The sequence below is a fragment of the Sphingomonas sp. genome (assembly GCF_019746665.1).
In the GTDB taxonomy this organism is placed as follows: domain Bacteria; phylum Pseudomonadota; class Alphaproteobacteria; order Sphingomonadales; family Sphingomonadaceae; genus Sphingomonas.
The window spans coordinates 1-23,663 of record NZ_JAIERS010000003.1 but is presented as its reverse complement, the minus strand read 5'-3'; the positions used below and the strand labels follow the sequence as shown (position 1 = coordinate 23,663).

The window sequence follows — 23,663 nt, the reverse complement described above, 5'->3', positions numbered from 1 at the left end:
GCCTTGCTCCGCGCCGTCCCGGTCGCTAAGGGGCGGGGCTTCCCGCAGCGGGGGCGAGCATGGCGTTGGTCGGCATCATCATGGGCAGCACCTCCGATTGGGAGACGATGCGCCACGCCGCCGATCTGCTCGATACGCTGGGCGTGGCGCATGAGCGCCGCGTCGTCTCGGCGCACCGCACCCCGGACCGGCTCTATGATTACGCCAAAAGCGCGGCGGCGCGCGGGCTGAAGGTGATCATCGCCGGCGCGGGCGGGGCGGCGCATCTGCCCGGCATGGCGGCGGCGATGACCGCGCTGCCGGTGCTGGGGGTGCCGGTGCAATCGAAAAGCCTGAACGGGCTCGATAGCCTGCTCTCGATCGTGCAGATGCCCGCCGGGATTCCGGTCGGCACGCTCGCGATCGGGGTAGCGGGGGCGAAGAACGCCGCTTTGCTCGCCGCCGCGATCCTGGCGCTGAACGACGCGGCGCTGGGCGAACGGCTCGCGGCATGGCGCGCGGCGCAGACCGAGAGCGTGGCCGAGGCGCCCGATGCCTGAGCGCGCGCTGCTGGAGCCCGGCGCCACCATCGGCATCCTGGGCGGCGGCCAGCTCGGGCGGATGCTGGCGGCCGCCGCCGCGCAGCTCGGCTATCGCACGCTGGTGCTGGCCCCCGATGAGGAGAGCGTCGCGGCGCAGACCGCCTCAAGCTTTATCCGCGCCGATTACCATAACCATATCGTGCTCGATGATTTCGCCGCCTCGTGCGACGTGGTGACCTACGAGTTCGAGAATATCGCCCTTGCGCCCGTTAGTTACCTGGCGACCAAGGTGCCGGTGCATCCCAATCCCGGCGCGCTCGGCGTCGCGCAGGACCGGGCGAACGAGAAGCGCTTCGTCGGCGGGCTCGGCGGGCGCACCGCGCCGTGGCGGCGGGTCGAAAGCCTCGCCGAGCTGGAAGCCGCGCTGGCGGCGATCGGGACGCCCGCGATCCTGAAGACGCTGACGCTTGGCTATGACGGCAAGGGCCAGGTGCGCATCGCCGATCCGGGCGCGGCGGCGGATGCCTGGGCGGCGGTCGGCGGGCGCGCGGCGATCGTCGAGGGGCTGGTCGATTTCGCGCACGAATTCTCGATCCTGCTCGCGCGCGGTGCCGATGGCGCGATGGTGAGCTACGCCCCGCCGCACAACGAGCATGAGCAGGGCATCCTGAAGCGCTCGACCTTGCCCGCCCCTCCGCAAGTCGCGGCGTTGTGGACCGAGGCGGCGGCGCTGACCGGGCGGATCGCCGATCGGCTCGATTATGTCGGCGTGCTCGCCTGCGAATATTTCGCGGGGGCGGACGGGCCGGTGTTCAACGAAATGGCGCCGCGCGTCCATAATTCGGGGCACTGGACGATCGAGGGCGCGCGCACCTCGCAGTTCGAAAACCATATCCGCGCGATCTGCGGCCTGCCGCTGGGCGATACCGGGCTCACCGCCAGCCGGGTGGTGATGGAGAATCTGATCGGCGATCTTGGCGATTGGCGCGGCGCGCTCGGCGCGCACGACACCCATCTCCACCTCTATGGCAAAAGCCGCCGCGCCGGGCGCAAGATGGGGCATGTGACGCGGCTGGAGCGGTAGGCCGCGGCGGCCCCCCGACCGGACCCACTCCCGGCCCCTCCCTTTCAGGGAGGGGAGACGCGACAAAAGGCTCCGCTAGCCCCTCCCTGAAAGGGAGGGGTTGGGGTGGGTGGAAGCCGGGAGCCCCGCTCAGCGATTATCGCACCCCAGCACCCAGGCGGGCGGCAGGTTCGCCCATACCCGCCGCGCCTCGATCCGGGCGAAGTGGCGGCTGATGAGCCCGATCCGCGCGCGCGAATATTGGAACAGCACGAAGCGCCCCTCGGCACCGAGCAGCCGCGCGGTCTCCGCCAGGATCGTCTCGCCAAGCGCGGCGGGCAGCGAGGTGAAAGGCAGGCCCGAGACGATCGCCTCCGGCGCGCTTAGCCCGCGCGCGGCGAGGATCGCGGCCACGTCCGCCGCCGATCCCAGCACCGGCTCCGTCAGCGGATCCCCCGCGAAGCGCGCGGCGAGCGCGGCGTGGAAGGCGGGGTTATACTCGATCGCGACCAGCCGCGCCTGGGGATGCGCGCGGCGCAGCGCGGCGGTGAACACGCCGGTGCCGGGGCCATATTCCACGATCAGCAGCGCCTCCGCCGGCACCGCCGCCGCCATCGCCGCCGCCAGCGCGGGCGAGGACGGCCACACCGCCCCCGTCGATCGCGGGTGGCGCAGGAACTGGCCGAGGAACTTCAGGCTCATGCCGAAAGGAACCGGGCGGCGAGTTCGGCCGGCACCCGCATCGGCCGGCCGCTCGCGCGTTCGATCATCGCCCAGGTGGTGACGGCGCGCACCAGTTCCTTGCCGCCCGCATCCACGAAGCGGACATGGCGATCGAAGCGCGCGCCCTTGGGCGGATCGGCGACCCAGGTTTCGCCGGTCGCGGTCTCGCCGGCGCGCAGATTGCCGCGATAGTCGATCTCGTGCCGGGTGATCACCCAGAAGAACGCCGCCTGCTCCTCGGGCGTCGCGAGATGCGCCCAGTGCGCGACCGCGATCTCCTGAATCCAGCGCACCCAGACCGCGTTGTTGACATGGCCAAGCTCGTCGATGTCGGCGGGGGTGGCGGTGAAGGGGTGGGTGAACATCAACCCCTCTCCCCCTGGGGGGAGAGGGGAGGGGCTTTAAAAGCCCGACGCGCGCCTGGCTTCCCCCTCACCCAAACCCTCTCCCCTGAAGGGGAGAGGGCTTCGCCGCGCCTCACGCTTCCACCCCCAGCTGCCACAGCACGAAGGCGTGCTCCTCGGCGAGTTCGCGCAAACTCTCGAACCGGCCCGATTTGCCGCCATGCCCGGCGCCCATATTGGTCTTGAGCAGCAGCAGATTGGCGTCGGTCTTGGTCGCGCGCAGTTTCGCCGCCCATTTGGCGGGCTCCCAATAGGTCACGCGCGGATCGTTGAGCCCGCCCGAGATGAACAAGGGCGGATAGGCCTTGGCCGCCACATTGTCATAGGGGCTGTACGATCGGATCAGCTCGAACGCGGCCTTGTCCTCGATCGGGTTGCCCCATTCGGGCCATTCGCCCGGGGTGAGCGGCAGTTCGGCGTCGAGCATGGTGTTCAGCACGTCGACGAACGGCACATCGGCGATCACCGCGCCCCACAGCTCGGGATCGCTGTTGACCACCGCCCCCATCAGCTCGCCCCCCGCCGAGCGCCCGGCGATGGCGATCCGGCCGGCGCTGGTCCAGCCGCCGTCGATCAACGCCTTCGCCACATCGACGAAATCGTTGAAGCTGTTGGTGCGTTTTTCCAGCTTGCCGTCGAGATACCATTGCTGGCCGAGATCGTCGCCACCGCGGATATGCGCGATCGCGAAGGCGAAGCCGCGATCGAGCAGCGACAGCCGCCCGGTCGAAAAGCCCGGCGGCACCGCATAGCCATAGGCGCCGTACGCATAGAGGTAGAGCGGGCGCGAGCCATCGCGCGGGAAGCCCAGCGGATAGACGATCGAAACGGGCACCATCGTCCCGTCGCGCGCGCGGATCTTCAGCCGCTCGGTCGCGTATTGCGCCGCCTCATAGCCCGAGGGGATTTCCTGGACCTTCAGCACCTGAAGCCGGTCGTCGGAGACGTGATAATCATAGACGGTGCCGGGCGTGACCATCGATTCATAGCCGATGCGCAGCACGTCCATCGCATATTCGGGATTGTCGCCCAGCCCCGCGACATAGCTCGCCTCGGGGAAAGCGATCCGCTTGGCGGCGCCCCCTTCGTAGCGGTGCAGTTCGATCTGATCGAGCCCGTCCTCGCGGCCCTCCACCACGAAGAAATCGCGGAAGATCGTCACCCCGGTCATGTAGAATTGATCGGAAGGCGCGATCCGTTCCTCCCACATGTCCGGCGCGTCGATGCTCGCGGTGCAGAGGCGGAAATTGGGGTGGGTGTCGTTGGTGTGGATGAACAGCGTCCCCTCGCGCGCATCGACATCATATTCGCGCCCCGGCTGCCGCGCCGAGACGAGCTTCAGCGGCGCGAGCGGATCGCCCGCCGGAAGGAGATAGACCTCGCTCGTCACATGATCGCCGGTCGAGACGACCAGCCATTGCCGGTCGCTCGTCTCGCCGACGCCGACGCGGAAGCCCTCATCGGCTTCCTTGAACAATTCGACATCGTTCGCCGGATCGTCGCCCAGCCGGTGGAAGCGGGCATTGTCGGTGCGCCACTGCGCGTTGGCGAGGCCGTAGAGGAAGCCGGCATCGTCGGCGGTCCAGACGATTTCGGAGAGGATGCCGGGGATCACGTCGGGCAGATGCGCGCCCGTCGCCAGATCCTTCACCCGCAGCTCGAAGCGTTCGGAGCCATTGTCGTCGATCGCGTAAGCGAGCCAGCGGCCATTGTTGCTCACCGCCAAAGCACCGAGGCGGAAATATTCCTTGCCTTCCGCCAGCGCGGGTTCGTCGAGGATCAGCTGGTCGGCCCCGCCCGCGACGGGCTTGCGCCACCATTTGCGATACTGCCCGCCGGTTTCGAACGCGGTCCAGTAGAGCCAGTCGCCATCCTTTTGCGGGACAGAGGCGTCGTCTTCCTTGATGCGCCCCTTCAGCTCTTCATAGAGCCGGTCGATCAGCGGCCGGTGGGGCGCCATCGCGGCTTCGAAATAGGCGTTCTCGGCCTCCAGATAGCCCAGGATTTCGGCGTCCTTCACCTCGGGATAGCCGGGGTCCTTCAGCCAGGCATAGGGGTCTTCGAGGGTGATGCCGTGATGGGTTGCGGTCTGCGGGCGGCGCGGGGCGACGGGGGGCTGCATGGTGGCTGCTCTAGACGCGGGCGAGGCCAGCCGTCGAGAGGGGGGTCAGGCGGCGGGCTTGCTCAGCCGTTCGAGCCGCGCCTGATAATGCTGGAGAATCCGCGTCGCCTCGCGCTGGCGGTCGAGCGCCTGGAGCCAGCCGCGCTGTTCGCGGCGCAGCGCAGCCGGATTGGCTACAGTGGCGAGCGCGCGGCGATAAGCGAGCGCCAGATTATAGTCGACCGTCGCCAGTTCCCAATGGTTGCACACCAGCTGGCGGGCGGGGCTGGCATTGGCGCTGGCGCAGGAAAAGCTTTGCACGCGCTGCGCCGCGCGGGGATCGGCGGGGCCGAACAATCCGGCGGGAATCGCGATCCCGCCAATGCCGCCCGCCGCGCTCGGTGCCGTCGCGGGCGCTGTCGCGCCGCTCGACGCGGCCACCGGAAGCTGCTCGGTATCGGTCGCGGCGATGCTGTTGTCGGCTTCCGGCGCGAAGGGGCTGGCCACTTCCTCGACCGGCTGATGTCGGCTGACGAGCAGATAGGCGAGGCCGACCACGCTCGCCGCGAGCAGCAGCGCCGGAATCAGCAGCCGCAGCACGCGCGCGCTGCCGCCACCCTGTTTCTCCGGGCAGTGCGGCACCATGCACCGAGCGATCCCCGCGCGGCTGAGCTCGTCTCCACACAAATTGCATGCCCGTGCCATGATCCGGGCATAAGCCCGGGATGGTTAAGAACCGATCAACCGCGACTGTCAGCGGGCGGGGTTGGTGACGAAGCTCGCGATCCCGTCCACCACTTCGCGCGCGATCGGGCGATCGGGGATGGAATAGCTGGCGAGATTGTCGCCCGGGGTGCCATCGACATGCTTCAGCACATGATTGACGCCCGGCACCAGCAGCAGTTCGGCGAAGGGCGCGCCGCCCTTCAGCGCGGCGGCGTCGGCCTGCGTCACCTGGAGATCGGCCTGGCCCTGGACGATCATCACCGGGCCTTTCAGCGCGGCGGCCAGCTCGCGCGGGTTCTGGCGGAAAGCGTCGATCAGGAAGGGCTGGACCGCGGGGTTGAACAGTTGCTGCAGCGCGGGGTGGAAGCCGCTGACGTCGATCGTCTTGCCCGCCGCGAGGGCATCGAGCGCGCGATAGGCGTCGGCGAGCACCGGCGCGTTCGCCGGGTTGGCCTTGAGCTGCGCCCGGATCACCTCGCCATAGGGCCGGCCGAGCGAGCTCACCAGCACCTGGCCGCAGATCGTCGGCGCGTTGCCGGCGGCGAGCGCGACCAGCCCGCCCTCGCTATGCCCGACCAGCCAGGCGCAGGGCAGGCCCGCTTCCTTCGCCGCGAACGCCGCCCAGGCGCGCGCGTCGGCGGCGTAATCGGCGATCGTCACCGCATTGGCGTTGGCGATCGCGGCAGCGCTGGAGAACAGGCCGCGCTTGTCGATGCGGATGCTGGCGACGCCCTGTTGCGCCAGCCCCTCCGCGAGCAGTTTCAGATTCTGGGCGCGCACCCCCAGCGGGTTGTTGCCGTCGCGATCGGTGGGGCCGGAGCCGGGGATGATGACCACCACCGCCTTCGCCTGCTTGGGCGTGAGCAACGCGCCGTGGAGCGCGCCCTGCGGCCCGGGGATGCTCACCTCGCGGTCCTGCGCCAGCGCGGGCGTGGCGAGGGTCAGCAGCGCGGCAAATAGCGGCAGGCGCATGGAAATTCCTTTCGTGGCGGCCAGCCGAAGCTGGCGCAAAGCGCGGTCCGGATCAAGCGGACGCGGCGGTTGACGCCGTCGCGCGATTCGTGAGGAAATTCAGAATGCTATATGGGCCAGCGCGGGCAACTAGCGTAAGGCATGGCCGATGAAAGCTGAATTGGTCTGGTCGGTTGGCGCGCGCCTGGGCGAGGGGCCGCTATGGGTGCCCGAGCGCGGCTGGCTGTGGTTCGTCGACATCAAGCAGGGGGTGCTCCACCGCTTCACGCCCGAGGGCGGCGCGCGCAACAGTTTCCCCTTGGGCGGCCAGCCGAGCTTCGTCGTCGCGGCCGATGATGGCGGTCTGGTGATCGGCAGCGACTTGCAGCTGTTTGGCTTCCGCCCGGAAACGGGCCTGACGCCGCTCGTCGCCGTGCCGGCGACGCCCGGGGATCGCACCAATGATGGCTGCGTCGATCGCGCCGGCCGGCTGTGGTTCGGCACGATGCACGATGGCGAGCGCGACGCGACCGGGCGCATCTGGTGCTACCGCCACGGCGCCGCCGCGCCCGAGCCGCTCGCCGGGGGCTGCGTGATCACCAACGGCCCGGCGGTGAGCCCCGATGGCGCGTGGCTCTATCACGTCGATACGCTCGCCGGGATCATCTGGCGCCACGCCTTGCACGACGATGGCGGGCTGGGGCCGGGCACGCGCTTCGCCGAGATCGCGCCGAGCGAGGGGCATCCCGATGGCATCGTCTGCGATGCCGAAGGGGGGCTGTGGGTGGCGCTGTGGGGCGGGGCGGCGGCGGTGCGCTATTCGCCCGCGGGCCAGCGAACCGACCGAGTCGCGCTGCCCTGCGCGCAGCCGACCAAGCTCGCGCTCGGCGGGCGCGATTTGCGCACCGCTTATGTCACGAGCGCCGCGATCGGGCTCGATCCCGCCGCGCACCCGCACGCCGGCGGGCTGTTCGCGTTCGAGGTGGCGGTGCCGGGCTTCGCCGCGCCGAAGGTGGCGCTGTGATCCTGGGCGACTGGGGCACCAGCCGGCTGCGGCTGTTCCGCGCCGATGGGCAGGGCGGCTGGACGCGGCGCGACGGGCCGGGAATCGGCGCGCTCGAAGCGCCCGCCGCCGATGCGCTGCGGGAGGCGTTGGGCGATTGGGCGGGCACCGCGCCGGTGCGGCTCGCCGGGATGGTCGGCGCGCGCGGGGCGCTGCACGAGGTGCCCTATGTCGATTGCCCCGCCGATCGCGCCGCCTGGGCGGCGGGCGCGGCGCGGTTGACGCTCGCGGGCCAGCCGCTCACGATCGCCGCCGGGCTGGCGATGCCGCCGGGCGCCGCGCCCGACGTGATGCGCGGCGAGGAGACGCAGATTTTCGGCGCGCTGGCGCTTGATCCCGCGCTCGCGCACGGGCGCCAGCTGATCGTCCACCCCGGCACCCACAGCAAATGGGCGTGGCTGGAGGATGGCGTGGTCCGCGCGTTCCGCACCTTCTTCACCGGCGAGCTCTACGCGCTGCTCCAGCAATCGACGCTGACCCGGCTGCCGGGCGCGGCGAGCGGCGAGGCGGAGGGCTTCGCCGCCGGGCTCGACCGCGCGCGAGACCGCGATCTGCTCGGCGCGCTGTTCGCGGCGCGCGCCGCGCAATTGCGCGAGGGGCGGACTCCGGGCTGGGCCAAGGGTTATCTCTCGGGGCTGCTGATCGGCCACGAACTCGCCGCCGCCGGTGATGGCGCGGCGGTGACGCTGATCGGCGCGCCCGGCTTGACCGACGCCTATGCCCGCGCCTGCGACCATCAGGGCCGTGCCCATCGCACGCTCGACGGCGACGCCTGCGTGATCGCTGGGCTCGAATTGCTGGAGGAAAGCCGATGACGCTCGCCGATCTGCTCGCCCAGGGCGCGCCGCCGATCGTCGCGATCCTGCGCGGTCTCACCCCCGCCGAGGCGCCCGCGATCGGCCGCGCGCTGATCGAGGCCGGCATCCGCGCGATCGAGGTGCCGTTCAACTCGCCCGAGCCGACGACGAGCATCGCCCGGCTTCAGGCCGAGTTCGGCCGTACCGCGCTGATCGGCGGCGGCACGGTGCTGACGGTCGAGGCGGCCGAGGCGCTCGCCGGCACCGGCGCGCGGCTGATGGTGACGCCCAATACCGACGCGGCGGTGATCGCGCGCGGGGTGGCGCTGGGGCTCGATCTGCTCCCCGGCTGCCTCACCCCGAGCGAGGCGTTCATCGCATTGGCCGCCGGGGCGAAGGCGCTGAAGCTGTTTCCGGCGGGAACGCTCGGCACCGCGCATCTGAAGGCGGTGCGCGAGGTGCTGCCCGCCGGCACGCCGTTCTGGGCGGTGGGCGGCACCAACGCCGAGACGCTCGCCGAATGGCTTGGCGCCGGGGCGGCGGGGATCGGCGTCGGCGGCGCGCTCTACCGCGCGGGGGACACCGCCGAGCTGGTCGCGGGCCGGGCGCGCGCGCTGGTCGAGGCGTGGCGCGCGATGCCGAGCTGACGCCGTGGTTCGCGCGCGACCGTCTTGCCCCATTGCAAGCCACGCGCATCTGCGCGACGTTGCAGCATGGCAATGAGTTTTGACCGGGCGGCAGCCCCGATTCTTGGCCGGAACCTTACCTACGGGATGCTCGACACGCTCGGCCGCGCGATCGTGACGGGTACGTACGAGGAACGCGATTTCCCGACCGAGGCGGACCTGTCGCGGGACTATGGCGTCAGCCGATCGGTGACGCGTGAGGCGGTGAAGATGCTCACCGCCAAGGGCCTGCTCAGCGCCCGCCCGCGCCAGGGAACCGTGGTGCAGCCGGCGAGCGCGTGGAGCTTGCTCGATGCCGATGTGCTGCGCTGGCTGATGGAGCGCAAATTCTCGCGGCGGCTGCTGCGCGAATTCACCGAGCTGCGCCACGCGATCGAGCCCGCCGCCGCCGCGCTCGCCGCCGAACGCGCCGATGACCTGCGCCGCGCCGGGATCGAGCGCGGTTTCCGCCGGATGGTCGCGGCCGAGCGCGGCGACGACGATGTGCTCGGCGCTGACATCGCCTTCCACGTCGCGATCCTCCAGGCGGCCGACAATCCCTTTTTCGCGCAGTTCGAGCCGGTCGTCGCGAGCGCGCTCCACAGCTCGATCCGCTTCACCAACCGGATCAAGGGGCATAGCGCCAGCCTGGAACAGCATGACGCGGTGCGCCACGCGATCATGGCGTGCGATCCCGCCGCCGCGCGCGCGGCGATGGACAAGCTGATCGCCGATGTGCTCGCGCTGATCGGGGCGGCGAGCGGGGCGTAACGCCGCGGGCCGTGCCGGCGATGCTTGCCGCGCCGGCCACCAAGAAAATGGGGGCCGATCTCGCGATCGACCCCCTGTCGCCGGACTTCGTTGGCGTCTCCCGCGCCGCGCATCCCGAGGGATATTCGGTCCGGGCGCCGCCATCTGGTTTCGGCGGCATGGCGACCCAGCGCGGCCTCGCGGCCGATGGGCGCCGTCACCGCTCTCGTCCGTCGGTCGAGACCCGAAGGCCCCGGCTGGCAGCCGCGAACGATCGCAAAGCTTGGACTCCCGCCACTCTCGTCAAAAAATGGCGCTTGCCGGCTTTGCCGAATGCCGTTTCGCCATCCGCCTTGGGCTTGCACCCGCCGCGCCAGCTTCCCGGCATTCCCCCGGATTTCGCCGCGCCGACCAAGGCTCTCGCCGCGCCCAGCACCTGCTATTTCCAGGTATAAGCCCTTGATCTTGCTTCCGTTTCCGTCCGCTCGACCGCTTGGCCTATGCCCAGAGCTTGTCACGCGCGCCGAGTCGCCCCAAGCATAAAAGGCGGGGGCCAGCCTGTGGATAACGTGGATAACGGGGAGCGAATCGCAGGGATGATCGCCCCGCTGTCCGTGGACCTTCCCGCTTGCCCTTGGGGAGTTTGGGGTCGGCCATGCGCGCGGCACCGCTCACCCTCTCCAAGCTTCGCTATCCTCTCCCTTCGAGGGAGAGGGAGGGAATGGCTGCTTTCGCCTGCAAAAGCTGGACACTTAGCATCGCGAGATTGCCAGCCCAAACCAGACGCGCGGACACCTGCTATTTTGCGCGAGAATTCTCGATAGCCTGCTTAGCGAGGCCGAAGTGCGTGGCATCGTATTCAGCAACCGTCGGGAAAATTACTGGTACACCTTTTAAAGCCAGCGCCTTTTCTCGTAAATCCCGACAACCATCGACTGCTCGTTTCGCGAGAACATCTACGCCGTCCATTTGAGACGCCAGCTTCCGCGCGGCAATATCGACACAGTCTGCGTAGGCAAGTGTTGCCTTCTCGATTGTCGGAAGTGGCGGGAGTGTATCCGAAGCTTTTCCGGAACATGCTGAGACGGCGACGGCGCAAATCGCCGCAACAGCCGGTATTTTCATTGCGCCCTCCCGATCGCCTGATGACTTGGGTGGTCGGCTAAAAGCCGCCGTTCCGCCTCCCACCCCATCCCGGCCCGTCAGCCACAGCGCGGAAAGCCTCTCCCCCTCAGGGCGTCGGCCCCGCCACGCCCCGGCTGCTACGCTTCGGAACATCCTTGAACGCCTCGGCGAGCTGGGGGTAGCGTTTATCGTCGATCGCATAGTCGCGCGCCGAACGTCCGGCGAGATTGTCGGGCTGGTCGGGATTGGCGCCGGCCTTCAGCAGCACGCCCACCAGCTGCACGTCGCGGCGCTGCACCGCGCGGATCAGCGGGGTTTCGCCCGATTGGTTGGCCAGGTTCACATTGGCCTTGCCCGCGATCAGGATCGGCACCAGATCGCTCGCGCCCACCGTTATCGCCACCAGCATCGGGGTGTTGCCGCGCCCGTCGCGGGCATTGGGATCGGCGCCCTTTTGCAGCAGGAAGCGCGTCCACAGCGCGTCGCCGCGCTTGGCGACGATGTGCAGCGCGGTTTCGCCGCTGTTGTAATCCTTGTGGTTGATCACGGTCGTGCCGGGCTTGGTCAGCAGCTCGGTCGCCTCGGCGCCCTTGGCGTCCTTCACCGCCTCCAGGAACTTATAGCCGTCCGACTGGCCCAGCTGCGCCATCGCCGGCGCGCTTGCGAGCAGCAGCATCAGCCCCAACATCTTCCGCATCGTCTCTCTCGTCCCTAAAGCGCCGTGGATCGGCAGCGATATAGGATCAAGCCCGCCCCATGAACCAGTGCTTTCGTACCCTGGCGCTCGTCGCCGCCGCTCTGCTCGCTGGCTGTTCGGCGCAGCCTGGGGCGCCGGAAAAGCCGAGCCCGCCGCTCGCCGGCGCGCGACTCGGCGGGCCGCTCGATCTGGTCGATCAGGATGGCCGCCGCGTTTCGGAGCGCGATTTCGCCGGCCAGTACCGGGTGATCTATTTCGGCTATACCTATTGCCCCGATGTCTGCCCCACCGATCTGCAAAAGGTGGCGGGCGCGCTGAAGCTGCTCGAGCGCGACGCGCCCGCGCTCGCCAAGCGGGTGACGCCGATCTTCGTGACGGTCGATCCCGAACGCGATTCCCCCGCGCAGGTGAAGCAGTTCGTCCGCGCCTTCCACCCCCGGATCGTCGGCCTCACCGGCACCCCGGCGGAAATCACCAAGGTGGAGAAGGATTTCGCGATCTTCGCGCAGAAGCAGCCGGGCACCAGCCCCGGCAGCTATCTGATGGAGCATTCGACCGCGGTCTATCTGTTCGATCCCGCCGGCAAGCCGCTCGCGGTGCTGCCCAACGACAAGGGGCCGGAGGAGATCGCCGCCGACATCAAGCGCTGGGCGGCATGAGCCGCTTCTGGGAAACCACCCCGCTCGACAAGCTCGACCGCGCGCAGTGGGAATCGCTGTGCGACGGCTGCGGCAAATGCTGCGTCCACAAGCTGGAGGACGAGGTGACGGGCGAGCTGTTTCCCACCAACGTCGCCTGCCGGCTGCTCGATCGCCGCAACGCGCGCTGCACCAATTACCGCCAGCGCCACGCCTTCGTCCCTGATTGCGTGCGGCTGACCCCCGCCAAGCTCGCGACGATCGACTGGCTGCCGTCGAGCTGCGCCTATCGCCTGGTCGCGGACGGCAAGCCGCTCCCCGAATGGCACCATCTGGTGTGCGGCGACCCCGAGGCGATCCACCGCGCCGGCCAATCGGTGCGCGGCTGGACGATCTCCGAGGATGACGCGGGCGATCTCGAGCATCATCTGATCGACCGGGACTTGTGACCCGGGGCGACATCGACATCATCCGTCGCGCCGGCGCCCGGCGGCTGCGGCTCGCGGTCGATCCGGTGAGCGGGGCGGTGCGGCTGACGCTCCCCAAGCGCGCCGCGCTCGGCCCCGCGCTCGAATGGGTGGAAAGCCAGGCGCCGTGGATCGCGGCGCAGCGCGCGCGGCTGCCTCAGCCAACGCCGTTCGTGCCGGGGGCGTCGTTCCCGTTCGGCGATTCGCGTCTGACGATCGACTGGGCCGCCGATCGCCCCCGTCGGGTCGAGCGGATCGGCGATCGGCTGATGGTCGGCGGGCCGGCGGTGGGGCTCGCGGCAAGGGTCACCGCCTGGCTGAAGCGCGAGGCGCTGGCGGTGCTCACCGCCGAAACGCATGAGTTCGCCGCGCGACTCGGCGTCTCGGTCGCCAAGGTCGCGGTCGGCGATCCGCGCAGCCGCTGGGGGAGCTGCGCCGCGTCGGGGGCGATTCGCTATAGCTGGCGGCTGATCCTGGCGCCCGCGCGGGTCCGCCGCGCGACCGTGGCGCATGAAGTGGCGCACCGGGTGCACATGCACCACGGCCCGGCCTTCCACGCGCTGGTCGCCGAACTGGTCGGCCGCGATGCGGAGGTCGCGCGCGCCTGGCTACGCCGCGAAGGGGCGGGGCTTCACTGGTTGGGACGCGACTCGGTCGGCTGACGCGGGGCGGGGCGGGGTTGGTCGCCGCGCGGCGGCCGGTCGCGCCCGCCGAGCACACGGTCGATCCAGGCCTGATCGAGCTGTTGGGGATCGCCTTCACGCGGTGACTGGCCAGGAGCGGGCGCGCGGCTGTCCGGCAGGGGCGCGGGCGGGGATGGGAGCGGCCCGGCGTCGTCCTCGGGCTGCCCGGGCGTGCCCCCCGTTGCCGGAGGGAGGCCATCGGGGCCGACGAACAGGCCATTGTCGGGGCCGCCGAAATACTCTTCCTCGCCAAGTCCCGCCGCCGCGTCGGGCAGCGTCACCCCGGTTTCGAACGGTTCGACCGGCCGCTTGGCGACCGCGACCTTCATGTAATCGGCGAACGCCCGCGCCGGCGCCGTCCCACCATGCAGCCCCGCGACCGGCCGCGCATCGTCGCGTCCCATCCACACGCCGGTCGTCAAGCCACTGGAAAAGCCCAGGAACCAGCCATCCTTGGTCGAGGTGGTGGTGCCCGTCTTGCCCGCGACCGGGCGCCCGATCTGCGCCGCCTTGCCGGTGCCGGTGTTGACCGCCGTCTGCAGCAGATCGGTCATCGCCTCGGCGACGAACGGGGCGACGAGCACGTGGCTGCGATCGACCTCATGCGCGTAGATCGTCACCCCATTCGCGGTAACTTTTGTTATACCATAAGGGGTTACCGCGACTCCCTTGTTCCCGATCGAGGCGAAGGCGCGGGTCAGCTCGATCAGCCGCACCTCGCTGGTGCCCAGCACCATCGCCGGGTGGGTGTTGATCGGCGTGGTGATGCCAAAGCGCTTGGCCATGTCCGCGATCGTCGCGAAACCCACTTCCTGCCCGATCTTCGCCGCGACCGTGTTGATCGAATAAGCGAAAGCGGTGCGCAGCGTGGTCTGGCCGATATTGCGGCGCGAATCGTTGCGTGGGCTCCACCCGTCGATCGTCACCGGCTCGTCGACCACCTGGTCGTCGGGCTTATGCCCCGCTTCGAGCGCCGCCAGATAGACGAACAGCTTGAACGCCGAGCCCGGCTGGCGCGTCGCCTGGGTCGCGCGGTTATAGATCGACGAGACATAATCCTTGCCGCCGACCAATGCCCGCACCGCGCCGTCGCGATCGAGCGAGACCAGCGCGCCCTGCACGCCCGCCGGAGCGTTGCCGCGGATCGCCGTGTCGGCGGCGCGCTGGGCGTTGAGATCGAGCGTCGTCCACACCTCCAGCGGGCGCTGATGCTCGTCGATCAGCACGTCGAGCTGGGGCAGCGCCCAATCGGTGAAATAGCGCACGCTGTTCTGCTTGGGCTCGGGCACGAAACTGATCGCGCCGATGTCGGCGGCGGCCGCCGCCTCTGGCGTCACCGCGCCGGTTTCGCGCATCAGCCCCAGCACCACCCGGCCACGATCGCGCGCGGCATCGATGTCGGCGGTCGGCGAATAGTTGGAGGGTGCCTTGACGAGGCCAGCGATGATCGCCGCTTCGGACAACGAAAGATGATCCGCCCCGTGGCCGAAGAACTTGCGCGACGCGGCATCGATCCCGTACGCGCCGCCGCCGAAATAAACCTTGTTCAGATAGAGTTCGAGGATCTGATCCTTGCTGAACTTGCGTTCGAGCGCGAGCGCGATCACGCCCTCGCGCAGCTTGCGGGTTACGGTGTAGCGGTTCGAGAGGAAAATCGTCCGCGCGACCTGCTGGGTGATCGTCGAGGCACCCTGGAGGCGCCGCCCGGTGCCGCGATTGTCGATCGCGAACTTCGTGATGCGCGCCAGCGCCACTGGATCGACGCCAGGATGCTGGCGGAAGCGGCGATCCTCCACCGCGATGATCGCCGCGCGCATCACCGACGGAATTCGGTCATAAGGCAGCCACTCGCCATAGCTTGGCCCGAGCGAGACGATCACCGTGCCATCGGCGGCGTGGACGCGGATCATCTGACCGTTCGGCGACGATTTCAGCTCGTCATAGCTCGGCAGCTGGCCGACCGCGACATAGACCGTCACCGCCAAGGCGATCGCCGCCGCGATTCCCAGGCCGATCAAGAGTTGCAGCGCCAGCACCAGCCGCCGGCGCCAAAGCGGTTTGGAGGAAGTTCGAGCCATTGTCGTCTCGCGGCATAGGGCTTCGCGCGGCGGTGAACAAGCGCGCGCGGGGTGGGGGCGCGGTGGGTTGAGGCTGGTTCAGCGCCGGCGCAGGCTACCGTGCCGGACCTGGTCCGGCACGGTAGCGGGGTGATCCGCGCGTGGTCAGCTCAGCGCGGCTTGAAGCCGAGCGACACCGAATTGATGCAATAGCGCAGGCCCGTGGGCGGTGGACCATCGGGGAAAACGTGGCCGAGATGGCTGTCGCACCGCGCGCAGCGATTTTCCACGCGGCGCATCCCATAGCTTTCGTCTCTATGGTCGCTCACGTGATCGGGCGCGATTGGCTGGGTGAAGCTGGGCCACCCCGAGCCCGAATCATACTTGTCGGCACTGTCGAACAGGTCGAGCCCGCAGGCGGCGCAAGTGAAGATGCCGTCACCCTTGAAGCTGTTGTAATCGCCGGTGAAAGCCCGTTCGGTGCCGGCCTCGCGCAGCACATGATATTGTACCGGGGTCAGCCGTTCGCGCCATTCGGCCTCGCTCAGGTTCAGCTTGTCCATCATCACTCCAGTCACGCGGTTGTCTCGCCCGATGTGGGATGGCGGCCCGTCCCTGCCAATGGCGCTTTAGCCGACCGTGCGCAGATCGCCGCGATACCGCCCGGGCGTCGTGCCGGTCGCGCGGCGGAAGGTGGAGGTGAAATGGCTCTGATCGGCGAAACCGCATTGCACTGCCACTTCGGCGAGCGGCGAGTCACCCGCCGCCAGCAGCTCGCGCGCGGCATCGATTCGCCGGCGTAGCAGCCATTGGTGCGGCGGCACGCCAACCGATTGGCGGAAGGCGCGCGCGAAATGGCGCGGCGAGATGCCGATCTGGCGCGCGACATCGTCGAGCGTGAGCGCGGTCGCAAGGTGAGCATCCATGTAATCCTGCGCCCGGCGCAACAGATGTGGCGGCAGTCTGCCCCGCGCGACGGTGGGGGCGGGGCTGTCCTGATCGCCATGCGCGACGAGCAACCGCAGCGCGAGCGCCAGCCCCACGGAGGCGGTGAACATCGCAACGCCGCGGGGCCATTTCATCGTCGCCAGCAGCAGTTGCATTCCCTGAGTCAGGAACGCGTCATCGGGGAGCAGCCCTCCGCGCAGGTGGATGCGGTCTGCGTCCAGCCCGTGCTGCCCGGCAGCGCGCCGCAGCCAATCCTGCGGCAGATAAAGCTGCAGACAATCGACCGGATCGGGGAAGCTCCAGCTGCCGCCAAAGTCCGCCGGCATATACCCGATCGCGCCCTGCGGAACTTCAAAGCGATGACGACCGTGGCCATCCTCTAACACCACCGCGAAACTGTTCAGCGCCAGTGTCAACGCACCAGCGCTCAACGACCTTTCGGGCATGACACGCGGGGAGAAGGTCCAGCGCACAAGTTGGGGGCGCCCCTGCACGCCGGGAGCCATTACTTCGGGCTTGACGTTCAGCGCTTCAGCCAGTGCTTCGATCGATGCGGCGCTCATGATCGGCCTCCCTCGTGGACCCGCAACACAACACGGTCCGTCGGCGCTTGGCGGGTCGAGCGGTCCCATACTCCTTGTTTGCCAACACGGGTGATAATGCCCGTGTCGTTCGTCGGGTCAATGGGTTTGTCGTTACTTGTACAGCCCATCCGACACAAAACTATGTCTAGCAGAAGGATCGCGTAGGGAAAATGCGCTTTGAGGGGGTGCCGATATACAGCGACAAGATTACGCAAAACCAAGGGGATGTGAATCCGTCCTCGAGCGATTTCGAGGCAGACGGACCACCCTGTCGGCTGAGAAATCGCTTTTGGTCAAACGTCTAGAGTAGTCATACCCTGCGATCGAAGCAGAAGCCGTCCTGTGCGGGTGGGCATGGCACGCTATCCGAGCGAGCGTCGTTAATATTCTCGAAAAGCCACAGCGTCCCACGGCTTTGTGCCTACCCCTCAAGGGGTTATCGCCTTGTTGCCGATGCCACCGATGGTTAGTGGAGCGAGGCGCCATCGCGAACGTGGCGGCCTTCATAATCGAGGATCGCTTCGATCAGATCCTGCAGTCCTTCGGTCTCCGGGGTGCCAAGCGGGGCGCATTGCAGGCGGTCCATCTCGCGCAGAGCGGAACGATATTCCTCCAAGGTGCGGATCACGCGCGGCGGATCGACCATGAACTGCTCCCAGAGCGCCGGCGCGTTCGCCCCGGCCACGGTGCCAAGGTGGACCGATAACGGTCGAATTTCTGGTTAGGTTTCCGCCTTTTTGCGCAAAAAGCGCACGAAGCGTGCGCTTTATCACTATCGGGGAACCGGCAGCCCGCTCCAGCTGAAGCACAACGTCGGCCAAGGCGAAGTTTTTCGGTTATTAAGCATGAGCTTATCGTGGTGGCACGTCTTCTTGCGTGGTTTGGAAAAGCCAATGTCCTTTCACGCTATTCTTCGCGCCGTCGATGCCCGAGATTATGGATGTCGTCGGTGGCTCTCCCCCGCCCTCCTCCACCGGCGGCCATGTCCGGAGGTTGCCATCCCCGGACCACAGGCGGGCGCGCCCGGCGATTCTCCCCCAAATCGTCTCGCGCGTCCGCCAATTTTCCCCGATTCCGCGCCGTGGTGCTTGAATCCGATCAAACGAGTCGTTCAGCGAGGCGGGGCGGGCAGCTGTTCTGGAGGTGTTACATTGGCGGCAGGTCCCTGGCTGGTCCCACCATCGTCCGATGGCGTGCCGGTCCCCGGATCGCCAGGATCGGTAAGCGGATCGTCGAGCGGCGAGCGCTGCTTGCGTCCGCGTAGCTCTTCCACCTCAACCTTGCGATCCTGCAAATAAAGCGAGCGGATTGTCGCATAAGGATCGGCGGCGGTGCGGGTGATCATCTTGAACTGGGTATCGGTCTCGATCCGCTGCTGTAGTCCCAGCACCAGCGCGCGACCGATCGTATAATCCCATCGATCGAACGGCTCGCCGATCGCGAGCGGATAGATCAGTCCTTGCGCCTGATCGCCAAGGGTATCGCGCAGCGTCGAAGGGCCGATCAGCGGCAGGAACAGATACGGCCCCGGTCCAACGCCATAGCGCGCCAGTGTGTTGCCGAACCCGTTATTGCGATGTGGCAGTCCCTCGTCTTTGGCGACATCGATCGCGCCGCCCAAGCCAAGCGTGGTGTTGATCGTAAACCGCCCCAAGGTGCGGGCCGCGCGCCCCGGCTTCAGCTGAAGCAGATCGTTCAGGAACACCAATGGCTCGCCAACATTGGTGAGAATATTGCGAAGCGCCAGCCGGATCGGCTTGGGAATGATAGTCTTGTAGACGACCGATAGCGGCCGAAAAAACAGCCGGTCGAGCGTCAGGTTGAGCTTGTACATCGACCGGTTGAACTTCTCATACCGGTCGCCGGCGGCGTGGCCGCTCGGGGCGGCGAGCGGTTCAGCCGGTGGGGCGATAAGCGGCTTGGGATCAAGCTGCTCGCCCGGCTGGGCAATGGCGTAAGCAACGGGCGGGGGCGGGGCCGCAGTGATGACCAGCGGGTTGTCCGCCGTCGGCGTCGGGGCGAGCGGGGCCGGGTCGGCGGCTGTCTGAACCGCCGCGCTTGCAGCAAGAACCGCCCCAAGCGGCAGCGCCTGGGCATGTGCTTCGGCGCCAGCAGCCAGCAACAGCCCGGCGGACGCCAGGCGGCGCGCCGTCACACCAACGCCGCGCGCCATCGTCAGCGCGCCGCCTTATCGGCGAGGGCGTTGACGTGGGTGACGAGTGCCCGCACCCCACCGGTGCGGACAATGCCTTCGAAATCCGACCGCCGCGTCGTCAGCTGGCTGATCGAGTTCTTGTAGTAAACGTCGATGATGCGCCACTGCCCGGCATTTTCGCGCAGGCGATAAGCGATCGCGACCGGCGCATCGCGGGGCACGACCAGCATGGTCTTCACCAGCCGGTCGCCGCCGCGCGCGTCGACATTGGGATCGATCCGAAAGGTTTCGCCCCCCCAGCTATCGAAGTTATGCGCATATTCGTTGATCGTCAGCCGGCGGAACGCGGCGACCAGCGCGGCGCGATCGGCGGGGGCGGCCTCCGCCCAGGCACCACCGACCGCGAGCCGCGCCATCAGCGGCAGATCGAAACTGCGGTCGATTATCCCGGCGATCTGGCTGGCACGGCCGCTCTGGCCAAGCTTGCCGCCGCCCTTCATGATCGCGATCAGCCCGTCGGAAAGCGCCTCCACCGGTGCCTTGGGGTCGCTCTGTGCGAAGGCTGGGCTGGCGATGGCCAGGCTGGCGGCGACGGCGGGAAACAAGATCCGCATGAAAAATTGCTCCTTGCGTAATTACCTCGATAGGTTTGGCAGCGTGCGACGTCTAGGCAATTCGCCGAACGCACCGATTGGCGCGCGCCCTAGGCCGGCCAAGCTGAACGCAAGCCATATGGCATTCGATTATGCTTTCGCCACGCTCCGCGCACGCCTCTTTCCTTTGGCCGGGGGCTGCCTAAAAAAGGAAGCGGGGCTTGGGAAGATGCCGGGCGGCGCGGCCGGGGAAGGCCACGTTCTTGCCCGAATCTTCGGGAACAGGGCGTGGTGGCAGCATCCGGGGGTGAGGAAAGGGCTGGTCGTTGGAAGTGATTTTGGCGAAGCCGCGCGGTTTTTGTGCCGGAGTCGTGCGGGCGATCGACATTGTCGAGCGCGCGCTGGAGCGGTACGGCGCGCCCGTTTATGTGCGGCATGAGATCGTCCATAACCGCCATGTCGTGGAAAAGTTGCGTCGCAAGGGCGCGATTTTCGTCGATGAACTGAGCGAAGTGCCAGACGGTGCCCGCACCATCTTTTCCGCCCACGGCGTATCGCGCACGGTGGAGCGCGAGGCGGCGGCGCGGGGGTTGCCGGTTATCGACGCGACCTGCCCGCTCGTCACCAAGGTGCATATCCAGGGCCGGCGCTATGCGGGGCAGGGGCGCACGATCGTGCTGATCGGCCATGAAGGCCATGCCGAGGTGGAAGGCACGATCGGTCAGGTCGGCGTGCCCGTGCATTTGGTGTCGAGCGAGGCCGAGGTCGCCGCGCTGCCGATCGATGCCCACGCCCCGGTCGCCTACATCACCCAGACGACGCTGTCGGTCGACGATACCCGCGGCATCATCGCCGCGCTGGAGGCGCGCTTCACCGATCTCGCCGGCCCGGCCACCACCGAGATCTGCTACGCGACGCAGAACCGGCAAAGCGCGGTGCGCGATCTGTGCCGGGTGGTCGATCTGCTGCTCGTGGTCGGCGCCGAGAACAGCTCGAACAGCAACCGCCTGCGCGAGATCGGCGTCGACGAAGGGCTGCCGAGCTATCTGGTCGCCGATGGCGATGCGATCGACCCGGCCTGGTTCGCGGGCGTCGCGACGGTCGGCCTCACCGCCGGCGCCTCGGCGCCCGATGAATTGGTCGAAAGCGTGATCGCGGCATTGCGCCGGCTCGGTCCGGTGACGGTCTCCGAACTCGACGGAATCGAGGAAAAGGTGGAATTCAGCCTGCCGATTGAGCTAAGGCACGCCCCCACAGCCGAAACGCCGCGCGTACGTGCGCGTGCCTCGGCGGCATAGGATCAGGATTTTATGGGTCTTCCGCTAAGCCAAGTCGCGCGCATCGGGCGCTATACGGTCGTCAAGCATCTGTCAGGTAAGAAATATCCGCTGGTGCTGATGCTCGAACCGCTGCTGCGCTGCAACCTTGCCTGCGCCGGATGCGGCAAGATCGATTATCCCGATCCCATCCTCAACCAGCGCTTGAGCTTCCAGCAATGCATGGACGCGATCGACGAATGCGGCGCCCCCGCTGTCTCGATCGCGGGCGGCGAACCGCTGCTCCACCGCGAGATGCCCGAAATCGTGAAGGGCTATATCGCGAAGAAGAAGTTCGTGATCCTGTGCACCAACGCGCTGCTGCTGAAGAAGAAGATCGATCAGTACAGCCCGTCGCCCTTCTTCACCTGGTCGATCCATCTCGATGGCGACAAGGGCATGCACGATCATTCGGTGTGCCAGGAAGGCGTGTACGAAACTGCGGTCGAGGCGATCGATCTGGCGCGCTCGAAGGGCTTCCGCGTGCAGATCAACTGCACCGTGTTCGACGGGGCGGACCCTGAGCGGCTGGCGCGTTTCTTCGATCTGATGGAGGAAAAGGGCGTCGAGATCACCATCTCGCCCGGCTATGCCTATGAACGCGCGCCCGATCAGGAGCATTTCCTGAGCCGCGAGCGGACCAAGAACTTCTTCCGTGACGTGTTCAAGCGCGGCAATGGCGGCAAGGCCTGGACCTTCACCAACTCGCCCTTGTTCCTCGATTTCCTCGCCGGCAACCAGACTTATGAATGCACCCCCTGGTCGATGCCGCTACGCACCGTGTTCGGCTGGCAAAAGCCCTGCTACCTGCTGGGCGAGGGCTATGTCGATACGTTCGCCGAGCTGATGGAAGGCACCGATTGGGAGCAATACGGCGTCGGCAAGTACGAGAAATGCTCCAACTGCATGGTGCATTGCGGCTTTGAGGGGACGGCGGCGACCGATTCGATCAAGCGCCCGTGGAAGCTGGCGCAGCTCGCGCTGAACGGCATCCGCACCGAAGGCCCGTTTGCGCCGGACATCGATATTTCCAAGGCACGGCCCGCGCAGGACGTGTTCTCGACCCACGTCGAGCGCGAGCTGGAGAAGATCAAGGCGGCGGACCCGGATGGGTTTAAGCGGGTTGCTTATGTGAAGTGAGGGGTGGGGGGCAGGTAAAAACCTGACGCCCCCCCAAGTTGCCCTAGGCTGGCCACGAAGCGGGCGTGGTGGCTCAAATTCCGGCAACCTTGCGCAGTTCCTCGTTGATACGGGTTTGCCATCCGTCACCAGAAGCTTTGAACCATTCGACCAGATCATGATCCAGTCGAAGCGACACAAGCTTCTTCGGATTGCTTAGCCGAGGCCGGCCACGGCGGATGACCTTGTCACCCTCACGCAGTTCCGCCTCGGCAAACCACGCCGAAGTTAGTTTAGGGGCATCATCCGGGTCGACCCAGGGCTCTGTAGAAGTTGTCTTGCTCATCTCTCTCCGCCTCCCTCATCGAAATGATGTGGTGGCAATCTCCGCGCTGTACCCAAACTACAACGATTACCTTATCACCCAAAAGACCAATGGTAATCTCTCTATCTTCGTCATAATCAAACCGATCGTCGAGATCGGTTAGATGGACGCCGGCAAAAATCCGTGGAGCATCCTCGAAATCAAGCTGTCGATGCTTTAACGTTTTTTGCCGCTTCTTTTCATCGTAACTGATCCGCATCTGAAAATTTCCTGGTTAAGCATAGGTTAATCATTTTTGGTCCTTTCTAGTGGGGTCTGAGCGTTCATGCCCCGTCATAGTTGCCGCCGATCGCACCGGCACAAATGTAGATACACAAATTTGCGATAGTTTCAAGAGTGTAGATACGAAAAATCGCTGGCTAACCCGGCAGCACCGCCACCGCCGCCGCCACCCGCTCCAGCGCCTTGAACGCCGCCGCCGCGCTCTTCGCGGTGCGGAGTAGCGCCGGCAATTGCCCCGGCCGTGCGGCGAGCGACGCTAGCACACGGCCGAGCGCGACTTTGCCGTCCGGGCGCATCCCGACCAAAGCGGCAGGGGGCAGGCTTTCGTCGGCGCGGTCGGAGATGGTGCGGGCGAAGGCGAAGGGCAGGCCCGCCTCGTGCGCGATCCGGGCGGCGATATGCGATTCCATGTCGACGATCGTCGCGCGGGTCGCGGCGTGGAGCGCGGCCTTGGCTCCCGCCTCGGCGACGATCGCGGGCGCGCCGGTGACGGTGCCGAGCCGGGCCTCGGGAAGCGCCTCGCGCAGATATTGGGCGATCGGGCTTTCGGGCGGGCCGAGCACGATCGCGCCTGCGCCAAGCGCCGGATCGAGCGCGCCGGCAACGCCCGCCGAAAGGATCAGCGTGGCGCGGCCCGCCTGGGCGCGGAGTTCCTGCTCCAGTCGCACCGGGTCCCCGCCGCCGGCGATGGCGGTGAGGCCGAGGCGTTCGAAAATGGCGGCTTCGGCGCGCAGGCCGCAGGCGATGAGAATCATGGGCGGGCGGTGCTTTGGCGGCTTAACCCCCCGTCACCCCGGCCTTGAGCCGGGGTCCCGCTTTTCTTCGACCGGCGCGAGGCAGCGGGACCCCGGGTCAAACCCGGGGTGACGGGGGTGAGGAGGGCGCGAAATCCTCCCCGTTCACGGGGAGG

28 protein-coding genes are annotated in these 23,663 nt (G+C 67.6%); 12 read left to right on the top strand and 16 right to left on the bottom strand.

Going from position 1 to position 23,663, the window contains the following annotated elements; translation table 11 throughout:
• Positions 1-59: 59 nt before the first annotated feature.
• Both purE and K2X73_RS01610 read left to right on the top strand, forming a co-directional pair.
• Positions 60-539, top strand: coding sequence for a 5-(carboxyamino)imidazole ribonucleotide mutase (purE, locus tag K2X73_RS01615; protein ID WP_294107957.1), 480 nt, complete (start codon positions 60-62; stop codon positions 537-539).
• Positions 532-1,605 carry a 5-(carboxyamino)imidazole ribonucleotide synthase gene (locus K2X73_RS01610; RefSeq protein WP_294107956.1) on the top strand — a complete coding sequence of 358 codons (1,074 nt, stop codon included), beginning with the start codon at positions 532-534 and terminating at the stop codon, positions 1,603-1,605. The genes purE and K2X73_RS01610 overlap by 8 nt, the downstream gene beginning before the upstream one ends.
• A gap of 129 nt (positions 1,606-1,734) precedes the next feature.
• Here the strand turns inward: K2X73_RS01610 and K2X73_RS01605 are convergent, their stop codons facing one another.
• The 5 genes from K2X73_RS01605 to K2X73_RS01585 all read right to left on the bottom strand — a co-directional run bounded on the left by K2X73_RS01605 (position 1,735) and on the right by K2X73_RS01585 (position 6,510).
• The gene (locus K2X73_RS01605; protein WP_294107954.1) at positions 1,735-2,286 is read right to left on the bottom strand and encodes a methyltransferase; all 552 of its coding nucleotides are present in this window, start codon (positions 2,284-2,286) and stop codon (positions 1,735-1,737) included.
• Complete coding sequence (locus tag K2X73_RS01600; RefSeq protein ID WP_294107952.1) at positions 2,283-2,672, bottom strand: acyl-CoA thioesterase; 390 nt, start codon at positions 2,670-2,672, stop codon at positions 2,283-2,285. The genes K2X73_RS01605 and K2X73_RS01600 overlap by 4 nt, the downstream gene beginning before the upstream one ends.
• Before the next feature lie 112 nt (positions 2,673-2,784).
• Positions 2,785-4,833, bottom strand: coding sequence for a S9 family peptidase (locus tag K2X73_RS01595; protein WP_294107950.1), 2,049 nt, complete (start codon positions 4,831-4,833; stop codon positions 2,785-2,787).
• 45 nt (positions 4,834-4,878) lie between these two features.
• A complete protein-coding gene (locus K2X73_RS01590; protein ID WP_294107948.1) occupies positions 4,879-5,517 on the bottom strand; it encodes a hypothetical protein in 639 nt (212 codons plus the stop codon).
• Between the two features lie 48 nt (positions 5,518-5,565).
• On the bottom strand, positions 5,566-6,510 hold the full coding sequence (locus tag K2X73_RS01585; RefSeq protein WP_294107946.1) for an alpha/beta fold hydrolase: 945 nt from the start codon (positions 6,508-6,510) through the stop codon (positions 5,566-5,568).
• A 148-nt stretch (positions 6,511-6,658) separates the two neighbouring features.
• On the opposite strand from K2X73_RS01585, the gene K2X73_RS01580 reads away from it, so the two are divergent.
• From K2X73_RS01580 to K2X73_RS01560, 5 genes are all read left to right on the top strand, one after another.
• A complete protein-coding gene (locus K2X73_RS01580; protein ID WP_294107944.1) occupies positions 6,659-7,513 on the top strand; it encodes an SMP-30/gluconolactonase/LRE family protein in 855 nt (284 codons plus the stop codon).
• Entirely contained in the window at positions 7,510-8,367 is an 858-nt protein-coding gene (locus tag K2X73_RS01575) for a 2-dehydro-3-deoxygalactonokinase (protein WP_294107943.1), read from the top strand. Before K2X73_RS01580 ends, K2X73_RS01575 begins: the two co-directional genes overlap by 4 nt.
• Entirely contained in the window at positions 8,364-8,996 is a 633-nt protein-coding gene (locus K2X73_RS01570) for a 2-dehydro-3-deoxy-6-phosphogalactonate aldolase (protein WP_294107942.1), read from the top strand. The genes K2X73_RS01575 and K2X73_RS01570 overlap by 4 nt, the downstream gene beginning before the upstream one ends.
• A 72-nt stretch (positions 8,997-9,068) precedes the next feature.
• Entirely contained in the window at positions 9,069-9,785 is a 717-nt protein-coding gene (locus K2X73_RS01565) for an FCD domain-containing protein (RefSeq protein WP_294107940.1), read from the top strand.
• 11 nt (positions 9,786-9,796) lie between these two features.
• Positions 9,797-10,219 (top strand): hypothetical protein, encoded by a 423-nt coding sequence (locus K2X73_RS01560; protein WP_294107938.1) that lies wholly within the window; start codon positions 9,797-9,799, stop codon positions 10,217-10,219.
• Positions 10,220-10,562: 343 nt separating this feature from the next.
• On the opposite strand, the gene K2X73_RS01555 is transcribed toward K2X73_RS01560, so the two are convergent.
• On the bottom strand, positions 10,563-10,889 hold the full coding sequence (locus K2X73_RS01555; protein ID WP_294107936.1) for a hypothetical protein: 327 nt from the start codon (positions 10,887-10,889) through the stop codon (positions 10,563-10,565).
• Positions 10,890-10,995: 106 nt separating this feature from the next.
• On the bottom strand, positions 10,996-11,586 hold the full coding sequence (locus K2X73_RS01550; RefSeq protein ID WP_294107934.1) for an ankyrin repeat domain-containing protein: 591 nt from the start codon (positions 11,584-11,586) through the stop codon (positions 10,996-10,998).
• 59 nt (positions 11,587-11,645) lie between these two features.
• Between K2X73_RS01550 and K2X73_RS01545 the strand changes: the two genes are divergently transcribed.
• The 3 genes from K2X73_RS01545 to K2X73_RS01535 are packed head-to-tail and all read left to right on the top strand — an operon-like array spanning position 11,646 to position 13,353.
• Positions 11,646-12,245, top strand: a complete 600-nt coding sequence (locus tag K2X73_RS01545; protein WP_294107932.1) for an SCO family protein — start codon at positions 11,646-11,648, stop codon at positions 12,243-12,245.
• Positions 12,242-12,673 carry a YcgN family cysteine cluster protein gene (locus K2X73_RS01540; RefSeq protein WP_294107930.1) on the top strand — a complete coding sequence of 144 codons (432 nt, stop codon included), beginning with the start codon at positions 12,242-12,244 and terminating at the stop codon, positions 12,671-12,673. The genes K2X73_RS01545 and K2X73_RS01540 overlap by 4 nt, the downstream gene beginning before the upstream one ends.
• Positions 12,670-13,353 (top strand): SprT family zinc-dependent metalloprotease, encoded by a 684-nt coding sequence (locus tag K2X73_RS01535; protein ID WP_294107928.1) that lies wholly within the window; start codon positions 12,670-12,672, stop codon positions 13,351-13,353. The genes K2X73_RS01540 and K2X73_RS01535 overlap by 4 nt, the downstream gene beginning before the upstream one ends.
• Here the strand turns inward: K2X73_RS01535 and K2X73_RS01530 are convergent.
• From K2X73_RS01530 to K2X73_RS01505, 6 genes are all read right to left on the bottom strand, one after another.
• Complete coding sequence (locus K2X73_RS01530) at positions 13,323-15,452, bottom strand: PBP1A family penicillin-binding protein (RefSeq protein WP_294107926.1); 2,130 nt, start codon at positions 15,450-15,452, stop codon at positions 13,323-13,325. The two genes, K2X73_RS01535 and K2X73_RS01530, sit on opposite strands and share 31 nt — an antisense overlap.
• A gap of 149 nt (positions 15,453-15,601) precedes the next feature.
• Positions 15,602-15,994, bottom strand: coding sequence for a peptide-methionine (R)-S-oxide reductase MsrB (msrB, locus tag K2X73_RS01525; RefSeq protein ID WP_294107925.1), 393 nt, complete (start codon positions 15,992-15,994; stop codon positions 15,602-15,604).
• A gap of 66 nt (positions 15,995-16,060) precedes the next feature.
• A complete protein-coding gene (locus K2X73_RS01520; RefSeq protein WP_294107923.1) occupies positions 16,061-16,942 on the bottom strand; it encodes an AraC family transcriptional regulator in 882 nt (293 codons plus the stop codon).
• Positions 16,943-17,429: 487 nt separating this feature from the next.
• Positions 17,430-17,609, bottom strand: a complete 180-nt coding sequence (locus K2X73_RS01515; RefSeq protein ID WP_294107921.1) for a hypothetical protein — start codon at positions 17,607-17,609, stop codon at positions 17,430-17,432.
• A 465-nt stretch (positions 17,610-18,074) separates the two neighbouring features.
• Entirely contained in the window at positions 18,075-19,136 is a 1,062-nt protein-coding gene (locus tag K2X73_RS01510; RefSeq protein WP_294107919.1) for a VacJ family lipoprotein, read from the bottom strand.
• Between the two features lie 2 nt (positions 19,137-19,138).
• A complete protein-coding gene (locus K2X73_RS01505; protein WP_294107917.1) occupies positions 19,139-19,732 on the bottom strand; it encodes an ABC transporter substrate-binding protein in 594 nt (197 codons plus the stop codon).
• 305 nt (positions 19,733-20,037) lie between these two features.
• Between K2X73_RS01505 and ispH the strand changes: the two genes are divergently transcribed.
• Positions 20,038-21,009, top strand: a complete 972-nt coding sequence (gene ispH, locus K2X73_RS01500) for a 4-hydroxy-3-methylbut-2-enyl diphosphate reductase (RefSeq protein WP_294107915.1) — start codon at positions 20,038-20,040, stop codon at positions 21,007-21,009.
• A 12-nt stretch (positions 21,010-21,021) separates the two neighbouring features.
• Positions 21,022-22,167, top strand: a complete 1,146-nt coding sequence (gene hpnH, locus K2X73_RS01495) for an adenosyl-hopene transferase HpnH (protein WP_294107913.1) — start codon at positions 21,022-21,024, stop codon at positions 22,165-22,167.
• A 73-nt stretch (positions 22,168-22,240) separates the two neighbouring features.
• On the opposite strand, the gene K2X73_RS01490 is transcribed toward hpnH, so the two are convergent.
• The 3 genes from K2X73_RS01490 to K2X73_RS01485 all read right to left on the bottom strand — a co-directional run bounded on the left by K2X73_RS01490 (position 22,241) and on the right by K2X73_RS01485 (position 23,508).
• Positions 22,241-22,492: a BrnA antitoxin family protein gene (locus K2X73_RS01490; RefSeq protein ID WP_294107911.1), complete on the bottom strand. Its 252-nt coding sequence runs from the start codon at positions 22,490-22,492 to the stop codon at positions 22,241-22,243.
• Positions 22,449-22,730 (bottom strand): BrnT family toxin, encoded by a 282-nt coding sequence (locus tag K2X73_RS15480; RefSeq protein WP_365980173.1) that lies wholly within the window; start codon positions 22,728-22,730, stop codon positions 22,449-22,451. Before K2X73_RS15480 ends, K2X73_RS01490 begins: the two co-directional genes overlap by 44 nt.
• 160 nt (positions 22,731-22,890) lie before the next feature.
• Positions 22,891-23,508: a phosphorylase gene (locus tag K2X73_RS01485; RefSeq protein WP_294107909.1), complete on the bottom strand. Its 618-nt coding sequence runs from the start codon at positions 23,506-23,508 to the stop codon at positions 22,891-22,893.
• Positions 23,509-23,663: the final 155 nt, after the last annotated feature.

Coding starts and splice junctions, on each gene's coding strand:
- K2X73_RS01555 (WP_294107936.1), bottom strand. CDS start 10,889: ATGAAAATACCGGCTGTTGCGGCGATTTGCGCCGTCGCCGTCTCAGCA.
- hpnH (WP_294107913.1), top strand. CDS start 21,022: ATGGGTCTTCCGCTAAGCCAAGTCGCGCGCATCGGGCGCTATACGGTC.
- K2X73_RS01565 (WP_294107940.1), top strand. CDS start 9,069: ATGAGTTTTGACCGGGCGGCAGCCCCGATTCTTGGCCGGAACCTTACC.
- K2X73_RS01590 (WP_294107948.1), bottom strand. CDS start 5,517: ATGGCACGGGCATGCAATTTGTGTGGAGACGAGCTCAGCCGCGCGGGG.
- K2X73_RS01490 (WP_294107911.1), bottom strand. CDS start 22,492: ATGAGCAAGACAACTTCTACAGAGCCCTGGGTCGACCCGGATGATGCC.
- K2X73_RS01600 (WP_294107952.1), bottom strand. CDS start 2,672: ATGTTCACCCACCCCTTCACCGCCACCCCCGCCGACATCGACGAGCTT.
- K2X73_RS01510 (WP_294107919.1), bottom strand. CDS start 19,136: ATGGCGCGCGGCGTTGGTGTGACGGCGCGCCGCCTGGCGTCCGCCGGG.
- K2X73_RS01515 (WP_294107921.1), bottom strand. CDS start 17,609: ATGGTCGATCCGCCGCGCGTGATCCGCACCTTGGAGGAATATCGTTCC.
- K2X73_RS01540 (WP_294107930.1), top strand. CDS start 12,242: ATGAGCCGCTTCTGGGAAACCACCCCGCTCGACAAGCTCGACCGCGCG.
- K2X73_RS01610 (WP_294107956.1), top strand. CDS start 532: ATGCCTGAGCGCGCGCTGCTGGAGCCCGGCGCCACCATCGGCATCCTG.
- K2X73_RS01545 (WP_294107932.1), top strand. CDS start 11,646: ATGAACCAGTGCTTTCGTACCCTGGCGCTCGTCGCCGCCGCTCTGCTC.
- K2X73_RS15480 (WP_365980173.1), bottom strand. CDS start 22,730: ATGCGGATCAGTTACGATGAAAAGAAGCGGCAAAAAACGTTAAAGCAT.
- K2X73_RS01580 (WP_294107944.1), top strand. CDS start 6,659: ATGAAAGCTGAATTGGTCTGGTCGGTTGGCGCGCGCCTGGGCGAGGGG.
- purE (WP_294107957.1), top strand. CDS start 60: ATGGCGTTGGTCGGCATCATCATGGGCAGCACCTCCGATTGGGAGACG.
- K2X73_RS01585 (WP_294107946.1), bottom strand. CDS start 6,510: ATGCGCCTGCCGCTATTTGCCGCGCTGCTGACCCTCGCCACGCCCGCG.
- K2X73_RS01485 (WP_294107909.1), bottom strand. CDS start 23,508: ATGATTCTCATCGCCTGCGGCCTGCGCGCCGAAGCCGCCATTTTCGAA.
- K2X73_RS01505 (WP_294107917.1), bottom strand. CDS start 19,732: ATGCGGATCTTGTTTCCCGCCGTCGCCGCCAGCCTGGCCATCGCCAGC.
- K2X73_RS01520 (WP_294107923.1), bottom strand. CDS start 16,942: ATGAGCGCCGCATCGATCGAAGCACTGGCTGAAGCGCTGAACGTCAAG.
- K2X73_RS01595 (WP_294107950.1), bottom strand. CDS start 4,833: ATGCAGCCCCCCGTCGCCCCGCGCCGCCCGCAGACCGCAACCCATCAC.
- K2X73_RS01530 (WP_294107926.1), bottom strand. CDS start 15,452: ATGGCTCGAACTTCCTCCAAACCGCTTTGGCGCCGGCGGCTGGTGCTG.
- K2X73_RS01550 (WP_294107934.1), bottom strand. CDS start 11,586: ATGCGGAAGATGTTGGGGCTGATGCTGCTGCTCGCAAGCGCGCCGGCG.
- K2X73_RS01570 (WP_294107942.1), top strand. CDS start 8,364: ATGACGCTCGCCGATCTGCTCGCCCAGGGCGCGCCGCCGATCGTCGCG.
- K2X73_RS01605 (WP_294107954.1), bottom strand. CDS start 2,286: ATGAGCCTGAAGTTCCTCGGCCAGTTCCTGCGCCACCCGCGATCGACG.
- msrB (WP_294107925.1), bottom strand. CDS start 15,994: ATGGACAAGCTGAACCTGAGCGAGGCCGAATGGCGCGAACGGCTGACC.